The 21525-nt window shown below is 52.7% G+C and carries 20 protein-coding genes, 1 tRNA gene and 2 pseudogenes; 16 read left to right on the top strand and 7 right to left on the bottom strand.

Going from position 1 to position 21525, the window contains the following annotated elements; translation table 11 throughout:
* The first annotated feature begins 29 nt into the window (after nt 1–29).
* The 13 genes and pseudogenes from OAN307_RS16425 to OAN307_RS16370 all read left to right on the top strand — a co-directional run bounded on the left by OAN307_RS16425 (nt 30) and on the right by OAN307_RS16370 (nt 11361).
* Nucleotides 30–119: transfer RNA gene (locus tag OAN307_RS16425), tRNA-Ser, on the top strand.
* A gap of 33 nt (nt 120–152) precedes the next feature.
* Nucleotides 153–1463, top strand: coding sequence for a tyrosine-type recombinase/integrase (locus OAN307_RS16420; protein WP_245540875.1), 1311 nt, complete (start codon nt 153–155; stop codon nt 1461–1463).
* Nucleotides 1464–2342, top strand: coding sequence for a hypothetical protein (locus tag OAN307_RS16415; protein WP_015500744.1), 879 nt, complete (start codon nt 1464–1466; stop codon nt 2340–2342).
* A gap of 137 nt (nt 2343–2479) precedes the next feature.
* The gene (locus OAN307_RS16410) at nt 2480–2677 is read left to right on the top strand and encodes a hypothetical protein (protein WP_015500743.1); all 198 of its coding nucleotides are present in this window, start codon (nt 2480–2482) and stop codon (nt 2675–2677) included.
* On the top strand, nt 2677–3096 hold the full coding sequence (locus OAN307_RS16405) for a MerR family transcriptional regulator (RefSeq protein WP_015500742.1): 420 nt from the start codon (nt 2677–2679) through the stop codon (nt 3094–3096). Before OAN307_RS16410 ends, OAN307_RS16405 begins: the two co-directional genes overlap by 1 nt.
* 58 nt (nt 3097–3154) lie before the next feature.
* Nucleotides 3155–4174: a site-specific integrase gene (locus OAN307_RS16400; protein ID WP_015500741.1), complete on the top strand. Its 1020-nt coding sequence runs from the start codon at nt 3155–3157 to the stop codon at nt 4172–4174.
* A 70-nt stretch (nt 4175–4244) separates the two neighbouring features.
* Nucleotides 4245–5084: a site-specific DNA-methyltransferase gene (locus OAN307_RS29480; protein ID WP_083903057.1), complete on the top strand. Its 840-nt coding sequence runs from the start codon at nt 4245–4247 to the stop codon at nt 5082–5084.
* Nucleotides 5085–5125: 41 nt separating this feature from the next.
* Complete coding sequence (locus tag OAN307_RS29475) at nt 5126–6037, top strand: DNA methyltransferase (protein WP_217564363.1); 912 nt, start codon at nt 5126–5128, stop codon at nt 6035–6037.
* Nucleotides 6037–6264 carry a hypothetical protein gene (locus OAN307_RS29470; protein WP_044043914.1) on the top strand — a complete coding sequence of 76 codons (228 nt, stop codon included), beginning with the start codon at nt 6037–6039 and terminating at the stop codon, nt 6262–6264. The genes OAN307_RS29475 and OAN307_RS29470 overlap by 1 nt, the downstream gene beginning before the upstream one ends.
* Before the next feature lie 25 nt (nt 6265–6289).
* Complete coding sequence (locus OAN307_RS29465) at nt 6290–6823, top strand: DEAD/DEAH box helicase family protein (protein WP_015500740.1); 534 nt, start codon at nt 6290–6292, stop codon at nt 6821–6823.
* A gap of 71 nt (nt 6824–6894) precedes the next feature.
* Nucleotides 6895–8122 (top strand): annotated as a pseudogene (locus OAN307_RS16380) (IS1380-like element ISOan2 family transposase); the annotation flags it as partial.
* A gap of 548 nt (nt 8123–8670) precedes the next feature.
* Nucleotides 8671–9648 carry a reverse transcriptase/maturase family protein gene (locus OAN307_RS16375; protein WP_144055602.1) on the top strand — a complete coding sequence of 326 codons (978 nt, stop codon included), beginning with the start codon at nt 8671–8673 and terminating at the stop codon, nt 9646–9648.
* A gap of 135 nt (nt 9649–9783) precedes the next feature.
* The gene (locus OAN307_RS16370; protein ID WP_144055601.1) at nt 9784–11361 is read left to right on the top strand and encodes an HYR domain-containing protein; all 1578 of its coding nucleotides are present in this window, start codon (nt 9784–9786) and stop codon (nt 11359–11361) included.
* A gap of 96 nt (nt 11362–11457) precedes the next feature.
* Here the strand turns inward: OAN307_RS16370 and OAN307_RS29080 are convergent, their stop codons facing one another.
* Nucleotides 11458–11733, bottom strand: a complete 276-nt coding sequence (locus tag OAN307_RS29080) for a hypothetical protein (protein WP_187292483.1) — start codon at nt 11731–11733, stop codon at nt 11458–11460.
* A gap of 39 nt (nt 11734–11772) precedes the next feature.
* Nucleotides 11773–12108 (bottom strand): annotated as a pseudogene (locus tag OAN307_RS26765) (transposase); the annotation flags it as partial.
* A gap of 24 nt (nt 12109–12132) precedes the next feature.
* On the opposite strand from OAN307_RS26765, the gene OAN307_RS16355 reads away from it, so the two are divergent.
* Nucleotides 12133–12540 (top strand): ATP-binding protein, encoded by a 408-nt coding sequence (locus OAN307_RS16355; protein WP_275450616.1) that lies wholly within the window; start codon nt 12133–12135, stop codon nt 12538–12540.
* A gap of 402 nt (nt 12541–12942) precedes the next feature.
* Here the strand turns inward: OAN307_RS16355 and OAN307_RS30775 are convergent, their stop codons facing one another.
* The 5 genes from OAN307_RS30775 to OAN307_RS16335 all read right to left on the bottom strand — a co-directional run bounded on the left by OAN307_RS30775 (nt 12943) and on the right by OAN307_RS16335 (nt 19626).
* A complete protein-coding gene (locus OAN307_RS30775; RefSeq protein WP_275450615.1) occupies nt 12943–13077 on the bottom strand; it encodes a hypothetical protein in 135 nt (44 codons plus the stop codon).
* 35 nt (nt 13078–13112) lie between these two features.
* Nucleotides 13113–14993, bottom strand: coding sequence for a PhoX family protein (locus tag OAN307_RS16350; protein ID WP_015500732.1), 1881 nt, complete (start codon nt 14991–14993; stop codon nt 13113–13115).
* Nucleotides 14994–16358: 1365 nt separating this feature from the next.
* Nucleotides 16359–17426, bottom strand: a complete 1068-nt coding sequence (locus OAN307_RS16345; RefSeq protein ID WP_044043911.1) for a quaternary amine ABC transporter ATP-binding protein — start codon at nt 17424–17426, stop codon at nt 16359–16361.
* A 12-nt stretch (nt 17427–17438) separates the two neighbouring features.
* Nucleotides 17439–18476 (bottom strand): ABC transporter permease, encoded by a 1038-nt coding sequence (locus OAN307_RS16340; RefSeq protein WP_015500730.1) that lies wholly within the window; start codon nt 18474–18476, stop codon nt 17439–17441.
* Between the two features lie 178 nt (nt 18477–18654).
* Nucleotides 18655–19626, bottom strand: a complete 972-nt coding sequence (locus tag OAN307_RS16335) for an ABC transporter substrate-binding protein (RefSeq protein ID WP_015500729.1) — start codon at nt 19624–19626, stop codon at nt 18655–18657.
* A 626-nt stretch (nt 19627–20252) separates the two neighbouring features.
* On the opposite strand from OAN307_RS16335, the gene OAN307_RS16330 reads away from it, so the two are divergent.
* Nucleotides 20253–20984 (top strand): universal stress protein, encoded by a 732-nt coding sequence (locus tag OAN307_RS16330; protein WP_015500728.1) that lies wholly within the window; start codon nt 20253–20255, stop codon nt 20982–20984.
* Nucleotides 20985–21222: 238 nt separating this feature from the next.
* Complete coding sequence (locus tag OAN307_RS16325; RefSeq protein WP_144055600.1) at nt 21223–21447, top strand: hypothetical protein; 225 nt, start codon at nt 21223–21225, stop codon at nt 21445–21447.
* Nucleotides 21448–21525: the final 78 nt, after the last annotated feature.

The following is a 21525-nucleotide window of genomic DNA, read 5'->3' as shown; positions in this document are numbered from 1 at the left end:
ATGTCCTTTGTTGGATAAACCGCGCCAACGGATCGGTGGCCGAGTGGTCGAAGGCGCACGCCTGGAAAGTGTGTAGGCGGGAGACCGTCTCCAGGGTTCGAATCCCTGTCGATCCGCCATTACCCCATTACTACTAGTTTGAACGGGTCGCCTTGGGCGGCTTTTTTGCTTTATTTACATGGCTCAAACGCAATTTCTTGATTGCCTTGAGTTTTCTTCGGTTGTGTCTATATTCGTTCCTTGAGTGGTATGGAACGTGGTATTTTGAAATGGCCTTATCTGGCAAGCTGACAAAGAAGCTGGTCGAGAACCTTGGCGCGGGGCGGCATGGCGATGGTGGCGGGTTGTATCTGGTGGTGGACCCGTCCGGTGCGCGGCGCTGGATTGTTCGGGTGGTGGTTAAAGGCCAGAAGAACAAGAAGGGCGCGCCGCTGCGGACGGACTTTGGTTTGGGCGGCGCGGATATTGTCACGATCAACCAAGCCCGCGACCGTGCGCTGGAATATCGACGCATGGCCAAGCAGGGTTTGAACCCGCGTTTCAACGCACAGCGTGACATTCCGACGTTTGAAGAGTTTGCCCAGCAAGTTCATATCGAGCGGATGCCAACTTGGAAAAATGCAAAGCATGGCCAGCAATGGATCAACACCTTGCGCGATTATGCCTTTCCCAAGATTGGGCGGATGCCAGTTGATAGTATCGACCAACCCGAAGTCATGATGTGCCTGTCGCCAATCTGGACAGAAAAGCACGAAACGGCGCGGCGGTTGGCACAACGGATCAAAACGGTGCTGGACGTGGCGCGGTCCAAGGGCTTCCGGTCTGGTGAAAACCCAGTAACTGCGATCAAGGATGCCCAAGCCCTGCCCAAGGTTAAGACCAAGCCCAAACATCACAAGGCGATGCATTGGCGAGACGTGCCAGCGTTCTATACGGACCTGAAGACCCGCAATGCAATGTCCGCGAATGCCTTGCGGTTCACTTGCCTGACCGGATCACGGACAAGCGAAGTCTTGGGGATGCGCTGGGAAGAAATCGACTTTGATGCGCGGTTGTGGACCTGTCCAATTGAACGGATGAAGACAGGCGAAGTACACCGCGTTCCGCTAACGGATGAAATGTTGTCGATCATAGAGCCGTTAAAGGCTTTGAAGTCTGATTACGTGTTTGAAGGCCAAAAACGCCACAAACCGCTGTCCAATATGTCGATGCTGATGCTGTTGCGCCGGATGGACGTCGAGGGCGTCACGGTTCATGGCTTTAGGTCCACGTTCCGCGATTGGGCGTCCGAAGTTGCCAGCGCCCCGCGAGAGATTGCAGAAATGAGCCTGTCGCATAGAGTGGGGTCAGATGTGGAGCGGGCATATGCGCGATCTGATTTGATAGAGAAAAGGCGGGCGTTAATGAAACGGTGGTCAATGTATGTCGCTGGTGAGTCAGGCCAGATCGTGAGGTTGGCGTAGATGTTTTGTCCCGTTGGGTATCGGTCAGTTGCAGAACTGTGGAAAGAGCTTTTGAATGTCAGGCTCGAGTCAATCTACACGTCGACGGTCGCAGGGTACAACAAACCGAATTTTAAAGCAGGATTTACGCGCGGTTCGCCCCTAGATGTTTGCGAGCATGCTTTCTTGAAGTCGCTGTCTGAAGTAGGGTTACATCTTGCCTCGCCCACAGGTGATGTTGTTCGAACGCATATCCAGCTTAAACAAGCCGGGGGCAGTATTCTGTCAACTGAGGGGCCGTACGCTTCAATGCGGCGCGAAGCCTATATGCGGGTAGAAAAGACTGATAAAACCGACACTGCTTCTAGGCTATTTCATCTGTTTAAGTCTTGGTGTTACGAGCCAGATCAGGGAGAAAAGTGGTCGGAAACCTATCAGACGTTTACGAGTTTTGAAGGTGAAGAGTGGCGGGCTGCGCGCGCCAAACTGTTTCATCACACATTGCCGATTCATTTTACGCGGGAATCGTATTTGGTTTCTGATGAGATGGCACCTTGGAGCACCGAATTAAGAATGGCTCCGACTGTTGCGCCAATTCTTGAGAACTTTAACGGTTGGGCTTTATGTCTGGATGAAGAAACTTATCAGGACCGCTGGCAAGAATACTTGTTCGGCAGGGTCGCGCTATATCCGACGCAAGAACAGATGGAACATATCGGTGGGCAGGTCGCGGGGCGTCCGCGTATGGAAGAGCCAAGAGCAGTATTTGAGGCCATGGGAGGTGAAAAAGGTGCCCTCTCTTGGGATCAAGTTGCATCGCGAATCGAAGCACATACAGGCTTCAAACCAAGTCATAAAAGCCTGCGAAACTGGCGAGATGAATTCGAAGCAGGAAAATAGTCCCTGTTAGATTACTAGGATAAATGAGGAGATATACGGGACTAATTAGGTGTTGATTAGTCCCTTTTGTCCCCGATTTTCAAACGTGAATAACTGAGCCAGACGGAAAGCCATTCCTAGTAAAGCAAGGCAATCCAATGGCAAACCTATTCGATCAAAACCGAAACTACGTCCTTGGCGACGACGAACTCAATCTCATTGGCGACCGCGACAAGCTGGCCCAATGGCGTCACAAAAGCATGGGGCCAGCATTCTATCGCTTAGGCCGCAAGATCATCTATCGCGGTGCTGATCTGAACGCATGGGCGGAGGCGCGGCGGGTCGAGGGCGGCTAATGGCGTATCGCTTTCGGACGCGGGCGATTAAGGCCAACAAAGCCTATCTGGTTGATGAATTGGCAGACGCGGCGGGCGTATCGGTCCCAACGGTTCGTAATTGGATCAAGGCGGGGATGCCCCTTGTCGATAAGAAACGCCCAATGATGATCATGGGCTTTCATGCGCTCGAATTTTTGAAAAACCGTAAGGCGAAGGCAAGCCGTCCCTTGGCCCTGGGCGAGTTCTATTGCGTGCGCTGTAAAGTCCCAAGGATACCATTTGGAGCAATGGCCGACTACGTGCCAACAAGTGCCACAGGTGGGTGCCTGAAGGCGATTTGCAGCGTCTGCGAGTGCCGTTGCAACGTCAGTATCAGCGCCTATAATTTACCCGAAATCCGCGAGGTTCTTGATGTGGCGATAAGGGACAATCGGTGACCCTAAGCGAACCCCTCAACCCCCTCTTAAATTAGCACTTCAGAAAGGACGCGGAGTCATGCGGAAATTCAATGCAGAAAACGAGCGTATCAAGCGACGCTATGTGAACTATCTGCGGGAAGCCAAAGGACAGGATGAAAAGTCGCTCGACAAGGTGCGGGCGGCGCTGGTGAAATTCGATGAATGCATCAAGTTCAAACCCTTCAAAACTTTTCACATTGATCAGGCGCGCCAGTTCAAAGATGCCTTAAGCCGCGCGAAGACCGCCAAGGGCAAGCCGCTGGCCCTTAGCACCACCGATGCGACCTTGCGCTTGGTCAAAGGGTTCTTTCATTGGTTGGTGGGCCAGCAAGGTTTTAAGAAAGTGGTGACCTATGACGAGGTCGAATATTTCAACAACAACCGCAACGACGCTCGCGCCGCCCATGCCCAGCGCCCGGTCCAGTTCCCATCGACCCAAGCGGCCTATCACGCGTTTCAGGGGATGGCGGACCGTACAGAGCTAGAACGGCGTGACAAAGCGATTTTTGCGTTCCTGATGATCACGGGCGCACGGGTTGGGGCGATGTCTTCATTGCGTCTTAAACATATCAATCTGGTGGATGGTTTCGTGTTTCAGGATGGGCGAGAGGTGCGGACCAAGAACAGCAAAACGATTACGACGTGGTTCTTCCCGATGCATCCTGACTATTTGGCCTGCTTCACCGATTGGGTGAAGTATCTGCGCATCGACAAAATGTTCGGGCAAGAAGACGCACTATTCCCGAAACCTGAACGGCGGTTGGCGAACGGTAAGTTCGTGTTCGATAGCGTATCCCGCGAAACCTACGCCAGCGGTGCGATGGTTAACGAAGTGTTTCGCACTGCGTTTGAACAGGTCCAGATGCACCCCTATGGCGCGCATAGTGTCCGCAAAACGCTTGGACAGGAACTTGATGATCGGGAATTGCCCCTGTCTGCGCAAAAGGCGTGGTCGCAAAACTTGGGGCACGATAACTTCGCAACAACGGTGAACAGTTATTTGCCCGTTTCGACGCAACAGCAGGGGGCGTTGATTAAGGGGTTGGGCAGCGTCTAAGTGTTCTCAGTAACAAGAGTGGCAGAGGTTTGCATCGTGGTATAGCTATTAAGAAAAATGGGGGCAGCACATGACCGAGTTGAGTTTCAAGGGCAAAGAATTTGTCTACAACCACCACCTTTCGGTGCCGTTCCACCCGTTGGTGCCGCACGCGGACAAGGGGATTGGCGATGTGGCCCTTGATGGCAACCTGATCATCCAAGGCGACAACCTCAAAGCGCTCAAGGCGCTGATGCCGATGTATGCGGGCAAAGTAGACTGCATCTTTATCGACCTGCCCTATAATACGGGCAACGAAGGCTGGGCCTATAACGACAACGTCAACGCGCCGATGATTAAGGAGTGGCTGGAGTCCAATCCGATTGGGATCGAAGACGGTTTGCGCCATGACAAATGGTACGCAATGATGTGGCCCCGATTAAAGTTGTTGCATGAATTGCTGGATGAGAATGGTAGCCTATGGGTGACCATTGATGACAATGAAGATCACTTGTTACGTCAGTTATTGGATGAAATTTTTGGTCGTGACGGATACATCACTGAAATTGCGTGGCGTCACTCGGACAACAGCAGCAATAACGTTACCCAATTCTCACAGGATTTTAACACCGTACTTGTTTATTCAAAAAATGAATACTGGGCACCGAACTTCTTAGACAGTCCTGAAAAAAGATCGCACTTTACTAATCCAGACAACGATCCCGACGGCGCTTGGTTTGATGGTAATCCGGTAAATAACCCTGCAATCCGCCCAACTCTTCAATTCGATTTTGCTGGGCCAAATGACAACATGATCAAGCATCCACCGAATGGTTGGCGTTGGTCAAAAGAGACCATGGATGAAAATTTACTACTGGCGAACTACGGTTCTCGAACGATGGAAAGCGAGTTATTTGGCGAACTTATTTGAAGTATCAAAAAGGTCTTTCCCCCTCCAGCTTATGGGCCGATGTGACGAAAACAGGTCATACCAGAGGCGCGAAAACTACGCTTAAACATGTGTTCGGCTCTGATTATGCCTCTGACCTTTTCGCTACGCCTAAGCCTGTGCCACTTATCGAGTACATTCTAGATTTGGCCACTGATCAACGCTCCATCGTCCTTGATAGCTTTTCAGGATCGGGGACTACTGGGCACGCCGTCCTGAATGCCAACAAAAAAGACGGTGGGCAGCGCCAGTTCATTCTTGTCGAGATGGAAGACTATGTGGACGAATTGACCGCTGAACGTATTCGGCGGGTCGCCAGTGGATACGATTTTTCGGGCACACAAAAGACTGAATTGCATCGCGAAAAGCTAAACTGGGCCAAGATCGAGAATGCGCAAAAGTTGGTTGAGACTGTTGAGAAAATCGAAACCCTACATGGTCACGAGTACACTAGGATCAAGAAAGCCGTTCAAGATGGTGAGCTTTTAGTTGTTGGTGAAACTACCGTTGAGGAACGTACAGAAGGCACAGGCGGTACTTTTACCTATTGGACCCTTGGCGATGCGGTTGAGATGGATGCGATCCTGACAGGTGAAAATCTGCCCGCCTATGATCAGCTTGGCGGCTTGTTGTTCCACATGGCAACCAATCGCCCACTTGCACCCGCTGGGATCGATCAAGATGCCAGCTATCTTGGCGAAAGCGAGGATCGCCATGTCTGGCTGATCTACAAGGATGATCTGGATTGGCTCAAGTCGCCAGAAGCCGCACTTACCCTGTCATTCGCCCGCAAGATTGCCGTTGACAAAACCGACATGCCGCATCTGGTTTTCGCGCCCGCCCGTTTCGTCAGTCAAAAGCTGTTGAACGACGAAAAGCTGAGCGTTGAATTCGCGCCGCTGCCCTTTGCGCTTTACCGGATCGAGCGGGACTGATGCGGGAACTTGAATATCAGACCAAGGTTCTTGATGCCCTGAACGAATACCTAGACGTCCTTAAGGGCGAAAAGGTCAAAGCCGATGCGGTAGAGGCGCTAAAGGTCCAGCAACCAGACCTGCCCATCCCCTCAGTAGACTTTGCAAAAGCCACATGGTACACCCCTCAAGGGTCAAGGCAAGCTGCCCCCGTCACGCGCCGCATATCCGCTCTCAGAGCGATTTGACGGCTGCGGACGACCTGGGCCGAACGTGACTTTCAAGGTGCCCACAGGCGGCGGTAAGACGTTTCTCGCGGCAAACGCTGTGTCGCGGGTGTTGGGGCGGTATCTGAACAAGAACACAGGCTTTGTGCTGTGGATCGTGCCAAACGATGCCATCTACCGCCAGACGCTGAACAGGCTGAAAGATCGCCAGCACCCGTACCGCCAAACACTGGACCGCGCGGCGGCTGGGCGGGTGAAAATATTCGAGAAGAACGATCACCTAGACGTGCGGGATGTCGAAGAAAATCTATGTGTGATGATTCTGATGCTCGCTTCCGCCGTTCGTAAGAAGCAAGATCAATTAAAGATGTTTGGTGGTCGTGGAGATGTTCGTGGGTTCACACCCTTCGAAGGGGATCAAGGGGCGCACGAAGCGCTGGTTGAGGATATTCCTAACCTTGCCTGTTATAATCAGGGTGACGGCATAGCGGCTTGGGCGATGATCAAGGACCCACTTGGCAATGCATTGCGGATTATTCGCCCTGTTGTGATCTTGGCCCGCATTCCCCAAATAACTTGACGTTTTCACCCCTCTTACGGTCAGTAATATGTTATATTTCAGCATGTTAATTGGGCTTGAGGTTGCGGATTATGGATCACCCAGAGGGTGCACGCGAAACAGGTTATGGGCGGCTTGGTTTTGACCGCCGGGTGCGGCTGGAATTTCGTGGCACGCAGCTCAGTTCGGACGGCGGTCTCCTGGTGATGCGCGAGTTGGATGACGCCCTCGGGCTGTCTGACCTTGCGTCGGGGGCTCTCAATGACACCCGTCGCGGCAAGAACAGGGTTCACCGGCTCGACGGGCTGTTCCGGCAATCGGTCTATGGGCGGCTGGCGGGCTACGAAGACGTCAACGATGCTGACCGTCTCGCCTTTGATCCCGTCATGCGCCAGGTTGTCGGTGGCCGTGCCGTCGATGCGCAGGCGGCCTCGGCATCGCAGATGGGGCGGTTCGAGACTGAGACGCTGGCCCTGCCCGAGAACCGGGCGGCGCTGGCCGATCTGAACGGCACGTGGATTGACCGCTTTCATGATCGCAACGGGCTGAAGTACATCACGCTTGACATGGACAGCTCGGTCAGCCCGACCCATGGCGATCAGGAAGGCACAGCCTGGAACGGGCATTTCGACTGCACCTGCTACCACCCAAACTTCTTGTTCAACCAGTTCGGCATGCTGGAGCGCTGCGCCCTGCGCAACGGCAATGTCCACAGCGCCGACGGCTGGCGGGATGTCCTCGATCCCGTCATCGCCCGTTATGCTGGCCGCAAACTTGGTGGCCGCTTCTTCCGCGCCGACGCCGCCTATGCGATGCCCGCGATCTACGAGCGGCTGGAGGAAGCGGGCTATTTCTACGCCATCCGACTGCCCACCAATGCAGTGCTCAAGGAGAAGATCGCGCATCGACTGACCAGGCCTGTGGGGCGTCCGTCGCTGACCAAGGTCAAGCGCATCTACGAGGACATCGAGTATCAGGCGCAAAGCTGGGATAAGCCATGCCGGGTGATCGCCAAGATCGAATGGCATCCGGGCGAGCTGTTCCCAAAAGTCGGCTTCATCGTCACCAATATGCCGATGGACCCGGACTGGGTGGTGCGCTTCTACAACCAGCGTGGCACCGCCGAACAGCACATCAAGGAAGGCAAATACGCCTTCCGCTGGACGCGGCTGTCATGCAAGCGGTTTCGTGACAATGAGGTCCGGCTGCAACTGCACGCGCTGGCCTACAACCTGGCAACGTTCCTGCGCTGCATCGAGCTCCCAGAGGCCATGGCCAACTGGTCGCTGACATCCCTCCAGCTCAAGCTGATCAAGATGGTCTGCGTCCCTGACTTTAAGATAACTATATTATTAGCCAACGCTGAGCGGTCACGGCTTAACCGGTCTGTCCGAACGGTTGTCACACAGACACAAAACCACACTACCCCCCCCGCAAATACCAGAAATCGCGCTCAGGCCGCGTGTTGGAATACTGAACAGCGAAACAGCCGGCCAGAAATGGTTGGTCGGGCCGCAAGGCCGTGGCGACATAAACCAGAAGGCAGTCCACTTGGAGATTGTCAGTTAAAACATCCGGCTTTTCGATTTAGAAACTGTTTTTCCATATTTTCTTAATCGACTATATTTGTAATCTAAATTAATATTATCACTTAACATTATCACTTAACATTATCAAAATAATGTGTATAGAAGATATGATTGTGTTGATCGGTTAGGGTTTTTAAGACGTGGGATGTGTTTTCGGCATTGATTTTACTACAAAAACCAAACCATCCAAATGGTTGCGTTAAAAGTGAAAGATCACTTCAGCAATAACTGCCTCACGATAGATATTCTTCGTTTGAGTGCGTTAATGTGGCTGACATTATGTTGATCTCACCAAATAATCTTGGCGTTATTGGCAAGCGCATCAACAGTCGTTTTCATCGCCTCAAGCCAGTGCTGCTCTCGCGGAGCACTCAAAAGCATCCGCAGCGCTGCCCGGAAGACAGGGCCGTCCTCAAAACCCTCACCGCTCGTCTAGCACACGTCCTGCCCAGCTCGCCCGCCTGTATGCACCGACGCGGACACGGCGGGCTCAAGGCCACCATACGGCGCGTCCGAGAGGCGTTGCCCCAGTACCGCTATGTATGTCGCACAGATGTTAAGTCTTACTACGCCAGCATCGATCACGACAAACTACTGGACCAGCTTGCGCCCTATGTGCCGGACCGCAATGTCATGAACCTGCTGGTGCAATACATGCGCCGCACAGAAGAATACGGCGGCACCTTTCGCGACATCACGCGCGGCATCCCAGGGAGCTGCACGCTCAGCCCGTTGATGGGCGCGTTTCATCTGCACGCGATGGATGTGGCGATGACCACGCGCCACGCCAAGTGTTTCTACATCCGCTATATGGATGACATCCTCATTCTGGCCCCGTCGCGCTGGCGGTTGCGCCGCGCGATTGCAACGATGAACCAGCAGCTTGAGGCCTTGGGCCTAACGCAGCATCCTGACAAAACAACCATTGGGCCGCTGGCCCGTGGTTTTGATTTCCTGGGCTACCAGTTTGATCCCGCAGGTTTGTCCCTGTCGGTGGTCACACGGTCGCGTTACCAAGAAAAACTGACCCGGCTTTATGAGCGTTATCACAGACAGTTGCGGGCCTACCGCAGTGGCTGGATAGGGCGGTCAACCATACTGCGCACCCATGACGGAGCGCAGGCATATCTTAACCCTCGGCCTATGATCACTTCGCATGACGACATCACGCGCTTGCTTGAGGGCTATCAAAGGCGTTTCACCGCCTGGGCCCAAGGAGGGCTGAAAACATGCGAAAGATTTTATGGGTTGCCGTAACAGCGGCACTATTGACGTCGCCGCAGGTATATGCGGTCGAAAAGACTGGATCAACTAGTGCTTTTGGGTCAACAATCGGGGCGGTGACCGCTCCTGCCGGTGGGGGGGGTGACGGCGCTGGGTGTCCTGGCGGGGATGAACGCGAATAGCAAAGCAACCGTGGTGCCGGATATTGACGTGGCTGTTGACGGCCCTCCTGTTGTGACAGTGCCAGAAAATATTGAGGTAAATCCCGCCGCTGGATCGAACACAGCCATCGTGAGCTTTACGGCACCGACCGCCACAGATGCTGTGGACGGCACGATCACCCCCGTTCTGGTGTCGTCGTCGCCAACGGAAGGTCTGGACAGCGGGTCATCGTTTCCAATCGGCGAAACACTCCTGACCTACACGGCCACAGATGATGTAGGTAACGTCGGCACCGCAAGTTTCACAGTTACGGTCAGCGATGTAACTCCGCCCAAGAAAGCTACAGGCATAATAATAACTACCAATTCTGATGGCTCGATCAATGTTGAAGGGATGGCGGGGCTAGGTACTATGGTGGAGGTCACGTTCCCTGACGGGACAACAGTAACAACCTCTATCGCACCAAAGCCTGGTGAACTCATCAAGGCCAGATTATCTAGAAATAAACAATCTACTACAACTGAAGCCTCAGATAACAGCGGTGCTTTCTCGCTCACATCGGCATCAATGCAGCCGAGTGGTGGTGTTAAGGTCGTTGTGATTGATGCCGCGGGGAACAAATCCGAAGCGTCGGAGACAGGCTATGTTGCTGGACCAACACCGGAGCAAACACGGGAACAGATTGCGGGATATATGCAGAACCGCGCGAGCCAAACCATTGCGGCCCAACCTGACCTGATCGGCTTGCTTTCGGGCGCATCCATGGGCGGCTTCAACGCCTATGTGACCCAAGGCAATGGTAACTTCGACTTTGCCACATCGGGTGATCAGCCAGTATGGGCAACGTTGCAGGGGAGCTGGTCTGAGTTTGGAACGACTGAAAGCAGCTATTTCTTTGGCGCAGTCGGCGCACACACAAAACTATCACCAGATGTATTGGTTGGCATCATGTTTGAGTTCGATAAACTGACCCAGACTGATGGGGCGTCTTCTACTGAAGGGGACGGCTATCTTGCGGGTCCTTACTTTGTGGCCAAACTGCCCAATCAGCCGCTGTTCATTGAAGGGCGGTTACTGACGGGGCAAACTGAGAACCAGGTCAGTGTTGTCGGTGTTGGTGGCACCGCGACTGAGACCTTTGATACACAGCGAACATTGGCGTCGATCAAAGTGGCTGGCCAACTCAACTATGGTGAATTGGTTCTGACACCGAGCTTGACGGCCACCCATCTACGGGATGCACAGGACACCTTTGTAAATACCCAAGGCAATATTGTTGCCGCGCAAGGCATTGAGGTCAACAGTGTGGCAACTGGCCTAAACTTTGCCCAACCAGTGTCCTTGTCTAACGGAGAGTTGATGCTAACTGGGGGTATCTCAGGCATTTGGTCCAGCAGCGAAGGCACAGGGTTCGCATCCTCAGTGGCTCCCACCACCGATGGGCGGCGAGCGCGGATCACGCTTGGCGCGAACTACACGCTGCCAAACGGCATTGTTCTAAGTGCCGAGTCTTTCTACGACGGGATCGGCATGAATGACAATGAGAGCTATGGGCTTAATTTCGGGGTCCAGATGCAGTTCTAACACCGCCTGCATTGATCCAAAGTTTTAGATAAATCCACACTACGTTTGAGGGTAGTGTGGATTTAGAATCGCTCGATCCTTGATGAAAACAAAACATCATTGCAACTTGGCCACCCTCTCTTCGAACCAAGTCAGAGATCGCCGATACAAAGCAAAGTCAGCTTCATCCCATTCTTTAGTATGTGCATCAGGACGATCATTAATTAGTTCAGAATTGGTTTCCATTGCCTTCTTATTACCAAAAATAGCCTCAAACACTGGCCAATTTTTTGATAGCAACGAGGTCAATTCAGGCCACATCAATTTTTTAAATAATACTTCAAGCTCAAATCCAGCCAGCTGTTTTCGCCTCGTAGAGGCTTTGTTGCACAAATCGGGTTGAAGTCGGACTTCCCCTTACGCTGGACGGATTTAGGCTACGACCTCAGTCTTTGGGATGCCAAGCGCTGAGAAGCCATTTAGGATCGCTGCACGGATTTGGATCTCTGCGACCTGGCGATCGAAGTCGCGGGCCATGAGAGATTGACCGAGCAATTTCACACAATGCATCTTTGTTTCGACGCGGCTTCGGCGGTGGTATCCGGTCACTTGAAGCCATAATGCACGGCCCAGATACTTTGATGCCCGAACAGCTTCGTTTCGTGCCCTAGCTCCGGGCGTGTTAGACCTCCACAACTTCGCATTCTTACGCGGTGGAATAACAGCGTGGGCATTGCGAGCTGCAATTGCATCGTGGCATTTGCGGGTTAAAGGCACTTAGACATACACAACTTGCAGCGCCTGTGCTGGTCACCGTCAAAGAATCTAATAGGTTCGCCGCAAGAACTACATTCAGCCATACATCAACTCCAAATTAGCGGCTTAGACGGTCGCTTTCCGCGTCTATTCAAAACACTCACCAAAACCCAGCTTCTGATCCTGGACGATTGGGGGCCTGATCGTCTCAATGCCAGCCAGCGTCGGGATGTGATGGAAATTGTCGAAGACAGATACGAGGTTGGCTCAACCCTAATCACCAGCCAATTACCCATCGACGCATGGCATGATGTGATCGGCGAACCCACCTTCGCAGATGCTATTCTCGACCGCCTCGTTCACAACGCATACCGCGTTCAACTCGACGGCCAGAGCATGCGAAAAACTCAACTCAAAACAGGTGACGAAAGCACCAAAAACTGATAACCAAACCTCAGGCCTCGCAGCCGCTAAACAGGGGTGGCCGGATACTCCGGTTTAGGTGGCCGGATGCCCCGGAATGCGCACTCAAGTTCTAGTCTGCTGTAGTTGCGGCTCGCAGTATCTTAAAAGTAAGCCAAAGACGAGCGTCTTGAATGCGCACGACTAAGGTTTCAATCGCATACGCTCTACGCTCATCCAGTCAGGCGCCAACCCAAATTTGTCCGCAGCAAAAATTAGCAGGGCGGCAACCACAGCGATGGTAACGGCAATCAACTTCGCTTTTGAGGGCCGCTTTCTGGCCATCATGGCGATACGCATGAGATGTCTAGGATCCATATCAGAGACCTACCTTAAGTTGGTGATGAAAAAGTAACAGACGACCATTTTAGACAGTCGTTCTGTTTAGAACAGCACAAATTTGATCAGCAGCCTTCTAGCTTCGTTGGTGTCAGGAAGAGCACGACGGTCAAATCCACCGCTGCCATTGTTCATCACTTGATCGGCTTTGAGTTCCAGCTCAGGAATAAGCCCCAGCATTGCTGCTGAGGCTGCTGTTTTGTGGTAAGTTCCGTTTACCCAACCGGTGCGTTATCATCTCGCTTTACTGCGATGATGCTTGAACGGGCCAATTTACCTTCACCGTCAGGAAAAGGTGCAGACGGATGCTGAATGCCAACGAACATTGTGCGGCGATCAGATGACCATGTTAGCCCCGTCACTTCAGACCCAACCGGACCTGTCAGGAACCGTGCAATCTCACCTGTGACAGGATCGCCTGCAAGCATCTGGTTGTTGCCCATACCTTCAAAGTCGCCCTCGTTACTGTCGTCGCCATCCGTCTGAATCCACAGCAGGCCAGTGCTGTCAAACATCATGCCATCGGGGGAGTTGAACAGGTTGCCTTCGTTCACATTGGACGAGCCTGCGTAGGCATCGTCATGAACGATCGGGTTGCCCGCCATGACATACAAATCCCATGTGAAACCTGTGGCTGCATGGTCATCATCCGCAGGCTGCCAGCGCACAATTTGACCGTAGTTATTGGCTTCACGGGGGTTCGGACCGGTGACTGGTGTTTCATCACCACCCGCGTTCGGCTTCAGGCCGCGGTTCTTGTTATTTGTCAGGGCGCAGTAGCATTCAACCGAGACTGGGTTAACGGCAACCCATTCTGGTCGATCCATTGTGGTTGCGCCAACGCGAGATCCGGCTTGACGCGTGAAGATAGCAATTTCAGCGGCAGACATGTCTGTCGCGTCTTCAGTCAGCGCAATCCATTCGCCACTCATATCGTCGTTGAACTTCGCGACATAGAGCTGACCGTCGTCGAGCAACGTGCTGGTGTCGCCACCCGGAGTGTAGATGCCGTTCGAGACATATTTATACAAAAATTCGCCACGTTCATCGTCCCCTAAATAAACAACAACCTGGCCGTTTGGTGCCAATGTGGCCGCAGCATTCTCGTGCTTGAAACGGCCAAGGGCTGTGCGCTTGATCGGGGCCGCCAATGGGTTCGCAGGATCGATCTCAACGATATAACCAAAACGGTGTGGTTCGTTCGGTGTTTTACTGACATCAAAACGTGCATCAAATTTTTCGTAGTTATAACGCCCCTCAAGACTAATCCCATAGCGGGCATAATCTTCAGGCAGTTTGAACGCTGCATCGGTGGAGCCAAAGTAGCCATTAAAGTTTTCTTCACACGTCAGATAAGTGCCCCAAGGTGTCTTGCCAGCACCACAGTTGTTCATCGTGCCCAGCACGGTGCGACCTGTCGGATCGTCGTCCGTTTTCAGCAAATCATGGCCAGCAGCGGGGCCGGCTACTGTCATTGGTGTATTCTGCGTTATCCGGCGGTTCAGGTCGCTATCGATAACGATATCCCACCCATTTTCACCCTCAGCGACTTCCATCACCGTGACACCTTGCAGGTTCTGCAGCTTAAGGGCGTCATCGCCACTTAAGACCATACCATCGACGTTCTGCGGCAGGTTCAGCTTGGGGTTTGCATACTCGTGGTTGACGACGATGACCTGACGGTTGCCGATCGCGAACAGTTCCATACCATCGGTATTTTCACCGAAAACGCGGTCCGAGGACGCAAGGCTGCCACCCGTTTGATGGTTGAGATCTGGCGCGTCGGAAAATAATGGCTGCCCCCATTTTGCGACCGGGTGCCAGCTGTAACCCTCTGGCACATGAATGGTGGCGTCCGTTGCAATTGGGATCGGGTTAAAGCCAATACGGCTGGCGGATTGTGCCTGTGCAGACGTTGACGACAATAGCCCAGTGCCCATTACCGCTGCACCAGAACCAAAGGCGAGAACAGAGCCGAGGAACCCACGGCGGCTCATTGCTTTGTCAACGACGGCGTCAAAGTCGTTGGTGTCTTGGCGTGGGCTTTGCAGCTCATCCCATTCGTCCCACGACAGGTGTGATGTATCGTCTTTCATGATGCTTGCTCCAAGCTTGGGGTTAAGTCTTGGTCAAGGACTAGAGGGTATTTTCTCTACTTTGATGAAGGTTTTGTAAGGCTTGTGTAACGGGTTAAAAGAAGAGCTTGAATGATGTATCTGCCTCGAATTTTGGAAATCCGGCCCCGCTATGACACGTCTACATGCGTGAGTGTGCTTAAGGTTTGCGGCACAGACTCAGAGAGGCACCCCAGGATTCAATCATGCTTCATTTTGAGCATCTACTGCCCAGAACAGACTTGGCCTCCAAAGGCGCCCCACAGTGCCTCTTGCAAATGCGCAACTGAACATCAAAGGCCAACTGTCGAAATCCATGAAAGCACCAACGTCAGACAAGGAATGGCTGCGTTCATGTGCAATTATAGGCGGGCGTAGAATCCCATGGACGTTTTAGAGAACCAAAGGCTTTGGTATGGGGACGCGTCGGCTTGCCGAAAGTTCGAGGGCAGCCAATGTGCGACGTTGAGCTATCGATGCGGACAAGGAATGGCTTTGTCCATGTGAGTTTATGGGCTGGCGTAGCATCCCAATCGAAGTCCTAGAGAACCGAGAGCGATGTTATGGGGATGCGTCAGGTTGCCGAGAGAGCAAGGATGGTCAAATCCACCGCTGCCATTATGGGCATTCATATTCTGCATTTGGGGTCTATGGCCTTTACTATGCAAGGTCTGAGACTTCTCAGGAATAAGCCCCAGTATTGCTGCTGAGACAGCTGTTTTGTGGTCAGTCCGGTTTGGTCTCAAGTTGCAATGCATTCCGTATCGATATGATGTGGTAGCGGCCCACTGGGGGCCACTACCGGTTTACGTATCGCCACAAATCTACTGATCAACTCTGATGCCAAACCTGCATCATTTAGGCTGCGGCAACGTTGGAACGGTCGGACCCGTCGGAATAATGGCCGATACCTTGATGTTTTTCGTGTTGCTCCGACTGTTCCGACGTCTCCGACCACTTTTGCAACTCGGACAGTTTAAGCGCGTATGCTCTCGAACTAGCGTTGCCGAAAGAGAACTGCGGTCAAATCCACCGCTGCCCCTTGTCGGCAGAATTAATCGACGTTCGGGGTTCTATGGCTACTATTTTGCAAGGTTCAACGTGGTTTATATAAAACATCAGTGGGCTGGATGTGTATTTTTGGCGCTCTTGATGAAGCATCACCAATCGGTTTCTAGGTTTAGGCCTGATCGACAAGGTAACAGAGTGGCAGGAGTCAAGATGAACAACATGACGGTCCAAAAATTGACATCTTGCAAAGCCCATTCTGCAGTTTGAGTAAACAAATGGATTTATTCTTTTGGCCCTTATCGGGGGCTTTGCAGCCCCCTGAAGTGAGTCACCCTATCAACCATTAAGACGGGCACTTTCTGCACGTTCAGTTTGTTCCGACGGGACCAGCGCGCGGACGAGTTTACGCATGTCCAGCACGCCAACCGGTTCGCCGTCTTTCATCACATGATAGCTGAGGGCGGTGTCGCCTTCCGAAAGTGCGATTACAGATTCCAGCGTGTCGTCGTGATCAATCTCGCCTGCTCGTTCGGCTGGCCCATCTGGGGGCTGCGTCATGACAGAACGGACCCGCAGCACTCTCGCACGGTTGATGTCACTCACGAAATCCTCAATGTAGGGGTCCGCCGGATTGAGCAGGATGTGCTGCGGTTCGCCCTGTTGAATAACGGAGCCGTCCTTGAGAATGACCAAATGATCCGCCAGTTTTAGCGCCTCATCCAGATCGTGGGTGATGAACACAACGGTCTTTTGCAACTCGGCCTGTAGCTCGTTCAAGAGATCCTGCATGTCGGTGCGGATCAGGGGGTCAAGCGCGGAAAACGCCTCGTCCATTAGCATGATATCTGAGTTGCTGGTCAAAGCGCGTGCAATGCCCACCCGCTGCTGCATTCCGCCTGACAACTGATGCGGATACTGGTCCGCTTGCCCCTGCAGCCCCACACGGTCAAGCCATTTGCGCGCCTCGTCCGCGTATTTGCGTTCGCTTTGCCCTTCGATTGACGGCGCCAGTCCAGCGTTTTGCAACACGGTCCGATGCGGCAACAGTGCGAATTTCTGGAACACCATAGACATTTTGTGCTGCCGCAGATCCCGCAGCTGCTTTTCGTTATATTCAAGAATGTTATCGCCAGCGACCTCTACTTCGCCCGCGGTGGGTTCGATCAACCGGTTGAGGTGCCTGATTAGCGTCGATTTACCTGAACCTGAAAGCCCCATGATGACAGTCGTTTTGCCAGTAGGCACTTCGACATTGATATCATTTAGGCCAAGCACATGCTTGTGCTCTTCCAGCAGTTCTATCTTGCCCATGCCGTCCCTGACGAATTGCAAGGCCAGTTCAGGGTCGTTGCCGAAAACCTTATAGAGATTACGGATCGACATTTTGATGTCTTTGTTGTTCATGTTCCTGCCCCCTTAATTTGACTGGCTTACGTTGATGCGGGCAAGTGCCGCTTTGGTCACTCGGTCCAGAATGATCGCAAGTAGGACAATGCCCAGACCGGACAGTAGACCGACCCCAAGCTCTAGTGACCGGATACCGCGCAGCACCAGCACACCTAGACCGGGGGCAGACACCAGCGATGCGATAACAACCATCGCGAGGCTCATCATGATAGTCTGGTTCACGCCCGCCATGATATTGGGAAGTGCCAGCGGGATCTGCACGTTGAATAGCTTTTGCCGCTTGCTCATACCAAAGGCGTCTGCCGCTTCGATCACGTCTTTGTCGACCAACCGGATACCAAGATCGGTCAGCCTAACGACTGGCACGATTGCATAAAGAATAATGGCAATACCGTAGAGTTTTGGCTCAGTCACCGAGAACAAAAAGATCAATGGGATCAGATAGACGAACGGTGGCAGGGTCTGGAGCATATCCAGAATGGGGATCATTATGCGCTGCACGCGGTCGCTGCGCGACATGGCGATGCCTATGGGCACGCCGAAAACCACACATGACAATGCACATACAAAGATGATCGCGAGCGTCTGCATGGTATAAATATAATAGTCGACAAAGCCCAGGAACCCGAAACAAATCGCAACCAGTGCCACGAGTTTCATCTGTCGACTTACTGCCCAAGAAATCAGCATCAGCAACGGAATCATGATGAACCACGGCACCGTCTGCATCACCCACAGCGCTTCGTTCAGCGCCCAGCTTAGGGGTTGGGTCAAAGGGTCAACGACTACTTTTAGGGTGTCCTTGATCGCCAAGAACCCTTCCTCTAACCCACTCGTCAGCTCACGCGATTGTGGAAATGATGGGCAGGCTTCGTGCAGTGCATCCATCGACGGGAAAGGCGTTTCCCATGCAGACACTTCAACGTCGTCACCTGATGTTTCCGCAAGAAGCTGCGCCATGGATGTCATGCCGCCGCCATCGTCGCCGCTTTCGCCGCACCAATTGCGCAAACCTAGCCCGTTGAAAATGAAATCATAAGTCGCCATGCGTGCCTCATCCGGGCCTAATAGTGACGCCCTATTTTCCAAAATTTTCTAGATTGATGACAGGGCCGGATCATATGAACCTAGCCCTGTCTGTCGGCTCACTAGCGCCGCTGGGGTTATCTCAGCGACGTAAGTTGGCCTGTGTTCGGCAGTGCGAAAGGCACCACCCAGATCTGGCTTATTGCAGCAGCGCGGAAAGGTTTTCCGTCGCAGCAGCGTTAATCCAAGCACTCCAGGCGTCAGGATTGTTCTTGAGGAAATAAACAGCTGCTTCTTCGTTAGATGCGTTGTTGTCTTCCTTCCACGCCAGAAGCTGGCTCATCGTGGCCGTTTCGAAGGTCACGTTGCCCATCAACTCGGCAATGTCTGGATGTGATTCCATGAAATCCTTGGTCACGATCGTTAGAACAGGTGCTGCCGGAAATGCGGATGCCATTGGGTTGGGCGCATCTGCGTTTTGGTTCGCGCTGTGCACTTCTGGGTCATATTCGCCCAGATCGATGCTGGTCATGTCAAACATGCCGAGTGGCGTTGTCGGACCCCAATAGTAACCAAACCAAGGCTCTTCACTCTGATAGGCCGCAGCCATTGACGTCGCGAGGGTTTCGCCAGACCCATGATTGAAGACCTCAATGCCGCTGTCCTCTAGGCCGAATGCCCGGATCAGATTGTCGTTAACGATGCGGCAGCCCCAGCCATCAGGGCAGTTGTTGAACATGCCGCCGACGAGTTCTGGATTGGCCATGATGCCTTCGATTGTCGCCAATTCTGGATGGTCTTCGACCAGATAAGTCGGCAGCCACCAACCCTCGACACCACCAGGATTAAGCACGCTGCCCAGTTCGACGATGTTGCCGTCAGCGCGCAGCTTTTTATAGACGTCACCGGTGGAATTGGTCCACAACTCGGTTACGATATCAGGTTCATTGTTCTCGGCGAGCGATGCAATCGCTGGCGTAGTGTCAGATGGGACAACCGTCACGTCACAGCCATAGCCCTGTTCCATGAGGAATTGTGACACTGCAGTAACGATGGCGGCTGAGTCCCAGTTCATCTGGGTGATTGTGACGTCACCGCATTGATCTTGCGCCAAGACCGCCGTTGGGGCTGTCAATACGGCAAGTGTGGCGCCTAACATAAATCGTCTCATATCACATTTCTCCTTAGTTTTTCTTGTTTTTGGCCGACAACCGGATGCTGTCAGACCCACGAAACGCCCGTTGGCGTTGCGTCCGCCTTTCATGTCGTCTGGATGATAGCAAACAGCTCGTTGTTTTCGACCCGAAGGCGGATCGAGAGCTTTCTTTGCAAAAGCGTAGGGCTTGGACCTCAATTCTGAAGATTAAAGGCATTTCTGTCATAGGCTGAACACCTAAGATCTGGGAGAGGATATGGACACAAACACAGCAGCGCACTGATTTTGATCATCATCTCATTGAAAGGCAGCTTCGCGTGCACAGTGTCGCGGATTTTTCAAATTTTCTGTCATGGCGCGCCTGCCAAAAATGGTAGTTTTGTTAGCCAAGCTGGCGTCTGCACCCCGCGCAGCGAATGTCTGTTTTGAGCGCTAACCTTGAATTTTTGCCATTTTTACTGTATGTAGTGACCATACTAACTAGAAAGCCCGCCTGAGATTAGCGTCTAAAGCGTGCAGGGGGACATGATGTCCAAGTGGCTTGAAAGTTACTAAGTGGACCCAACCAAACTAGGCGGTCAAACCGTGCCAATTAACTGCAATAACCCAATTGTCATACCGTCGAGTAAAAAAGGAGACCCATGACCAACTACGCGAAAATGAGAATATCGAACCCGTCACCATACTACGAAACTCCAGATCTTGTTCTGAAAGACGGCAAGCTCAACCGTGGCGAAAAGGAGAAAGTCCTAAGGTCAATGGCGTCTGACGCAAATCAGATGGCGGAGGCCACGATTGAGGGTATGGAGGGTGGCGACCTAGCATATAATGCCAACGATCTTCAGGCTGCTCTGATCCAACTCGAGAAGTCTAAAGAACTTAAAACCATTGATGATCTAAGTCTGCCGAACGCGCGCTTTCAGCAGATCATGGTCGTGACGACCGTCGACCAAGATTTGAACCGTGACGTCGCGGATATTGCCTATGACATGGCTGAGGTCGCGGACGGCAAAGTTTATTTGCTGAACGTTGTCCCGTCGCAATATGCGGGGGCAGGGTTGATGGCCGCAGGACCAATGATGACCTCCGTTCCACTTATTGCCATTGATAATACTCAAATCATTGCTGATCGCACTCAGCAACTCGCTGAGTTGAGGGTCGAAAGTGGGTCTAGCGTTGAGACTGAGATTGAGGTGCGCGGCGGCCAAATCGAACAGGTGATCGCCGACTATGCCGATGAATGTGATGCCGATATCATAGTTGTTGGATCCCCGAACCGGTCTTGGCTTGAGGCATTGTTGGATTCTTCTATCACCCGCAGGGTTACCAAGTCGGCACCATGTCCTGTTTTGGTCGTGCCGGAACCCGCATAGTCAATTCAGTTGCCACAGTTGATCCTTGTGGCTCATTACAGAAAAACAGGTAAGTTAGCGGCGAAGGCCACGGCGCTTCCATTTTAGGTGTAGATGAATCCTTTTAGTCTTCCACACGTCCAAAATCTACTAAACCCGCAATCTAGGGTGCAGTCGGCGGCGCGGTCACCGCAATGGTAATTGGTTTTCCAGGGGCGGATGGATAACCGGTGGCGCGGCGGTCAATATGCAAGTAGCCATGGCGAAAACAGAGGTCGTTCAAGCGTTTGCGCCGCTCTGCGTGGTCAAGGCCGAACAGCAATCGAGACAGATTACGTTACTGAAAGAACAGAGCCGGTATCAGCGAGACAACTTCGTAATCGAAGCTGGCTGGATCGACAATGTAAGCGAACAATATCGTTTGAAAGTCGCGGATGCCTGCGCAGATTCAATCGTGGCAGGAACGGGGTTATACCGATTATAGGGTAACAGCCTACGAACGGTCTTTATTCTTAACCCGTCACTAGAAATTGAAGAGCGGGTGTGTGCCTCTTGCATCGAG

It is taken from the genome of Octadecabacter antarcticus 307 (assembly GCF_000155675.2).
Lineage (GTDB): Bacteria > Pseudomonadota > Alphaproteobacteria > Rhodobacterales > Rhodobacteraceae > Octadecabacter > Octadecabacter antarcticus.
This window is presented reverse-complemented; position numbering and strand designations above follow the sequence as displayed.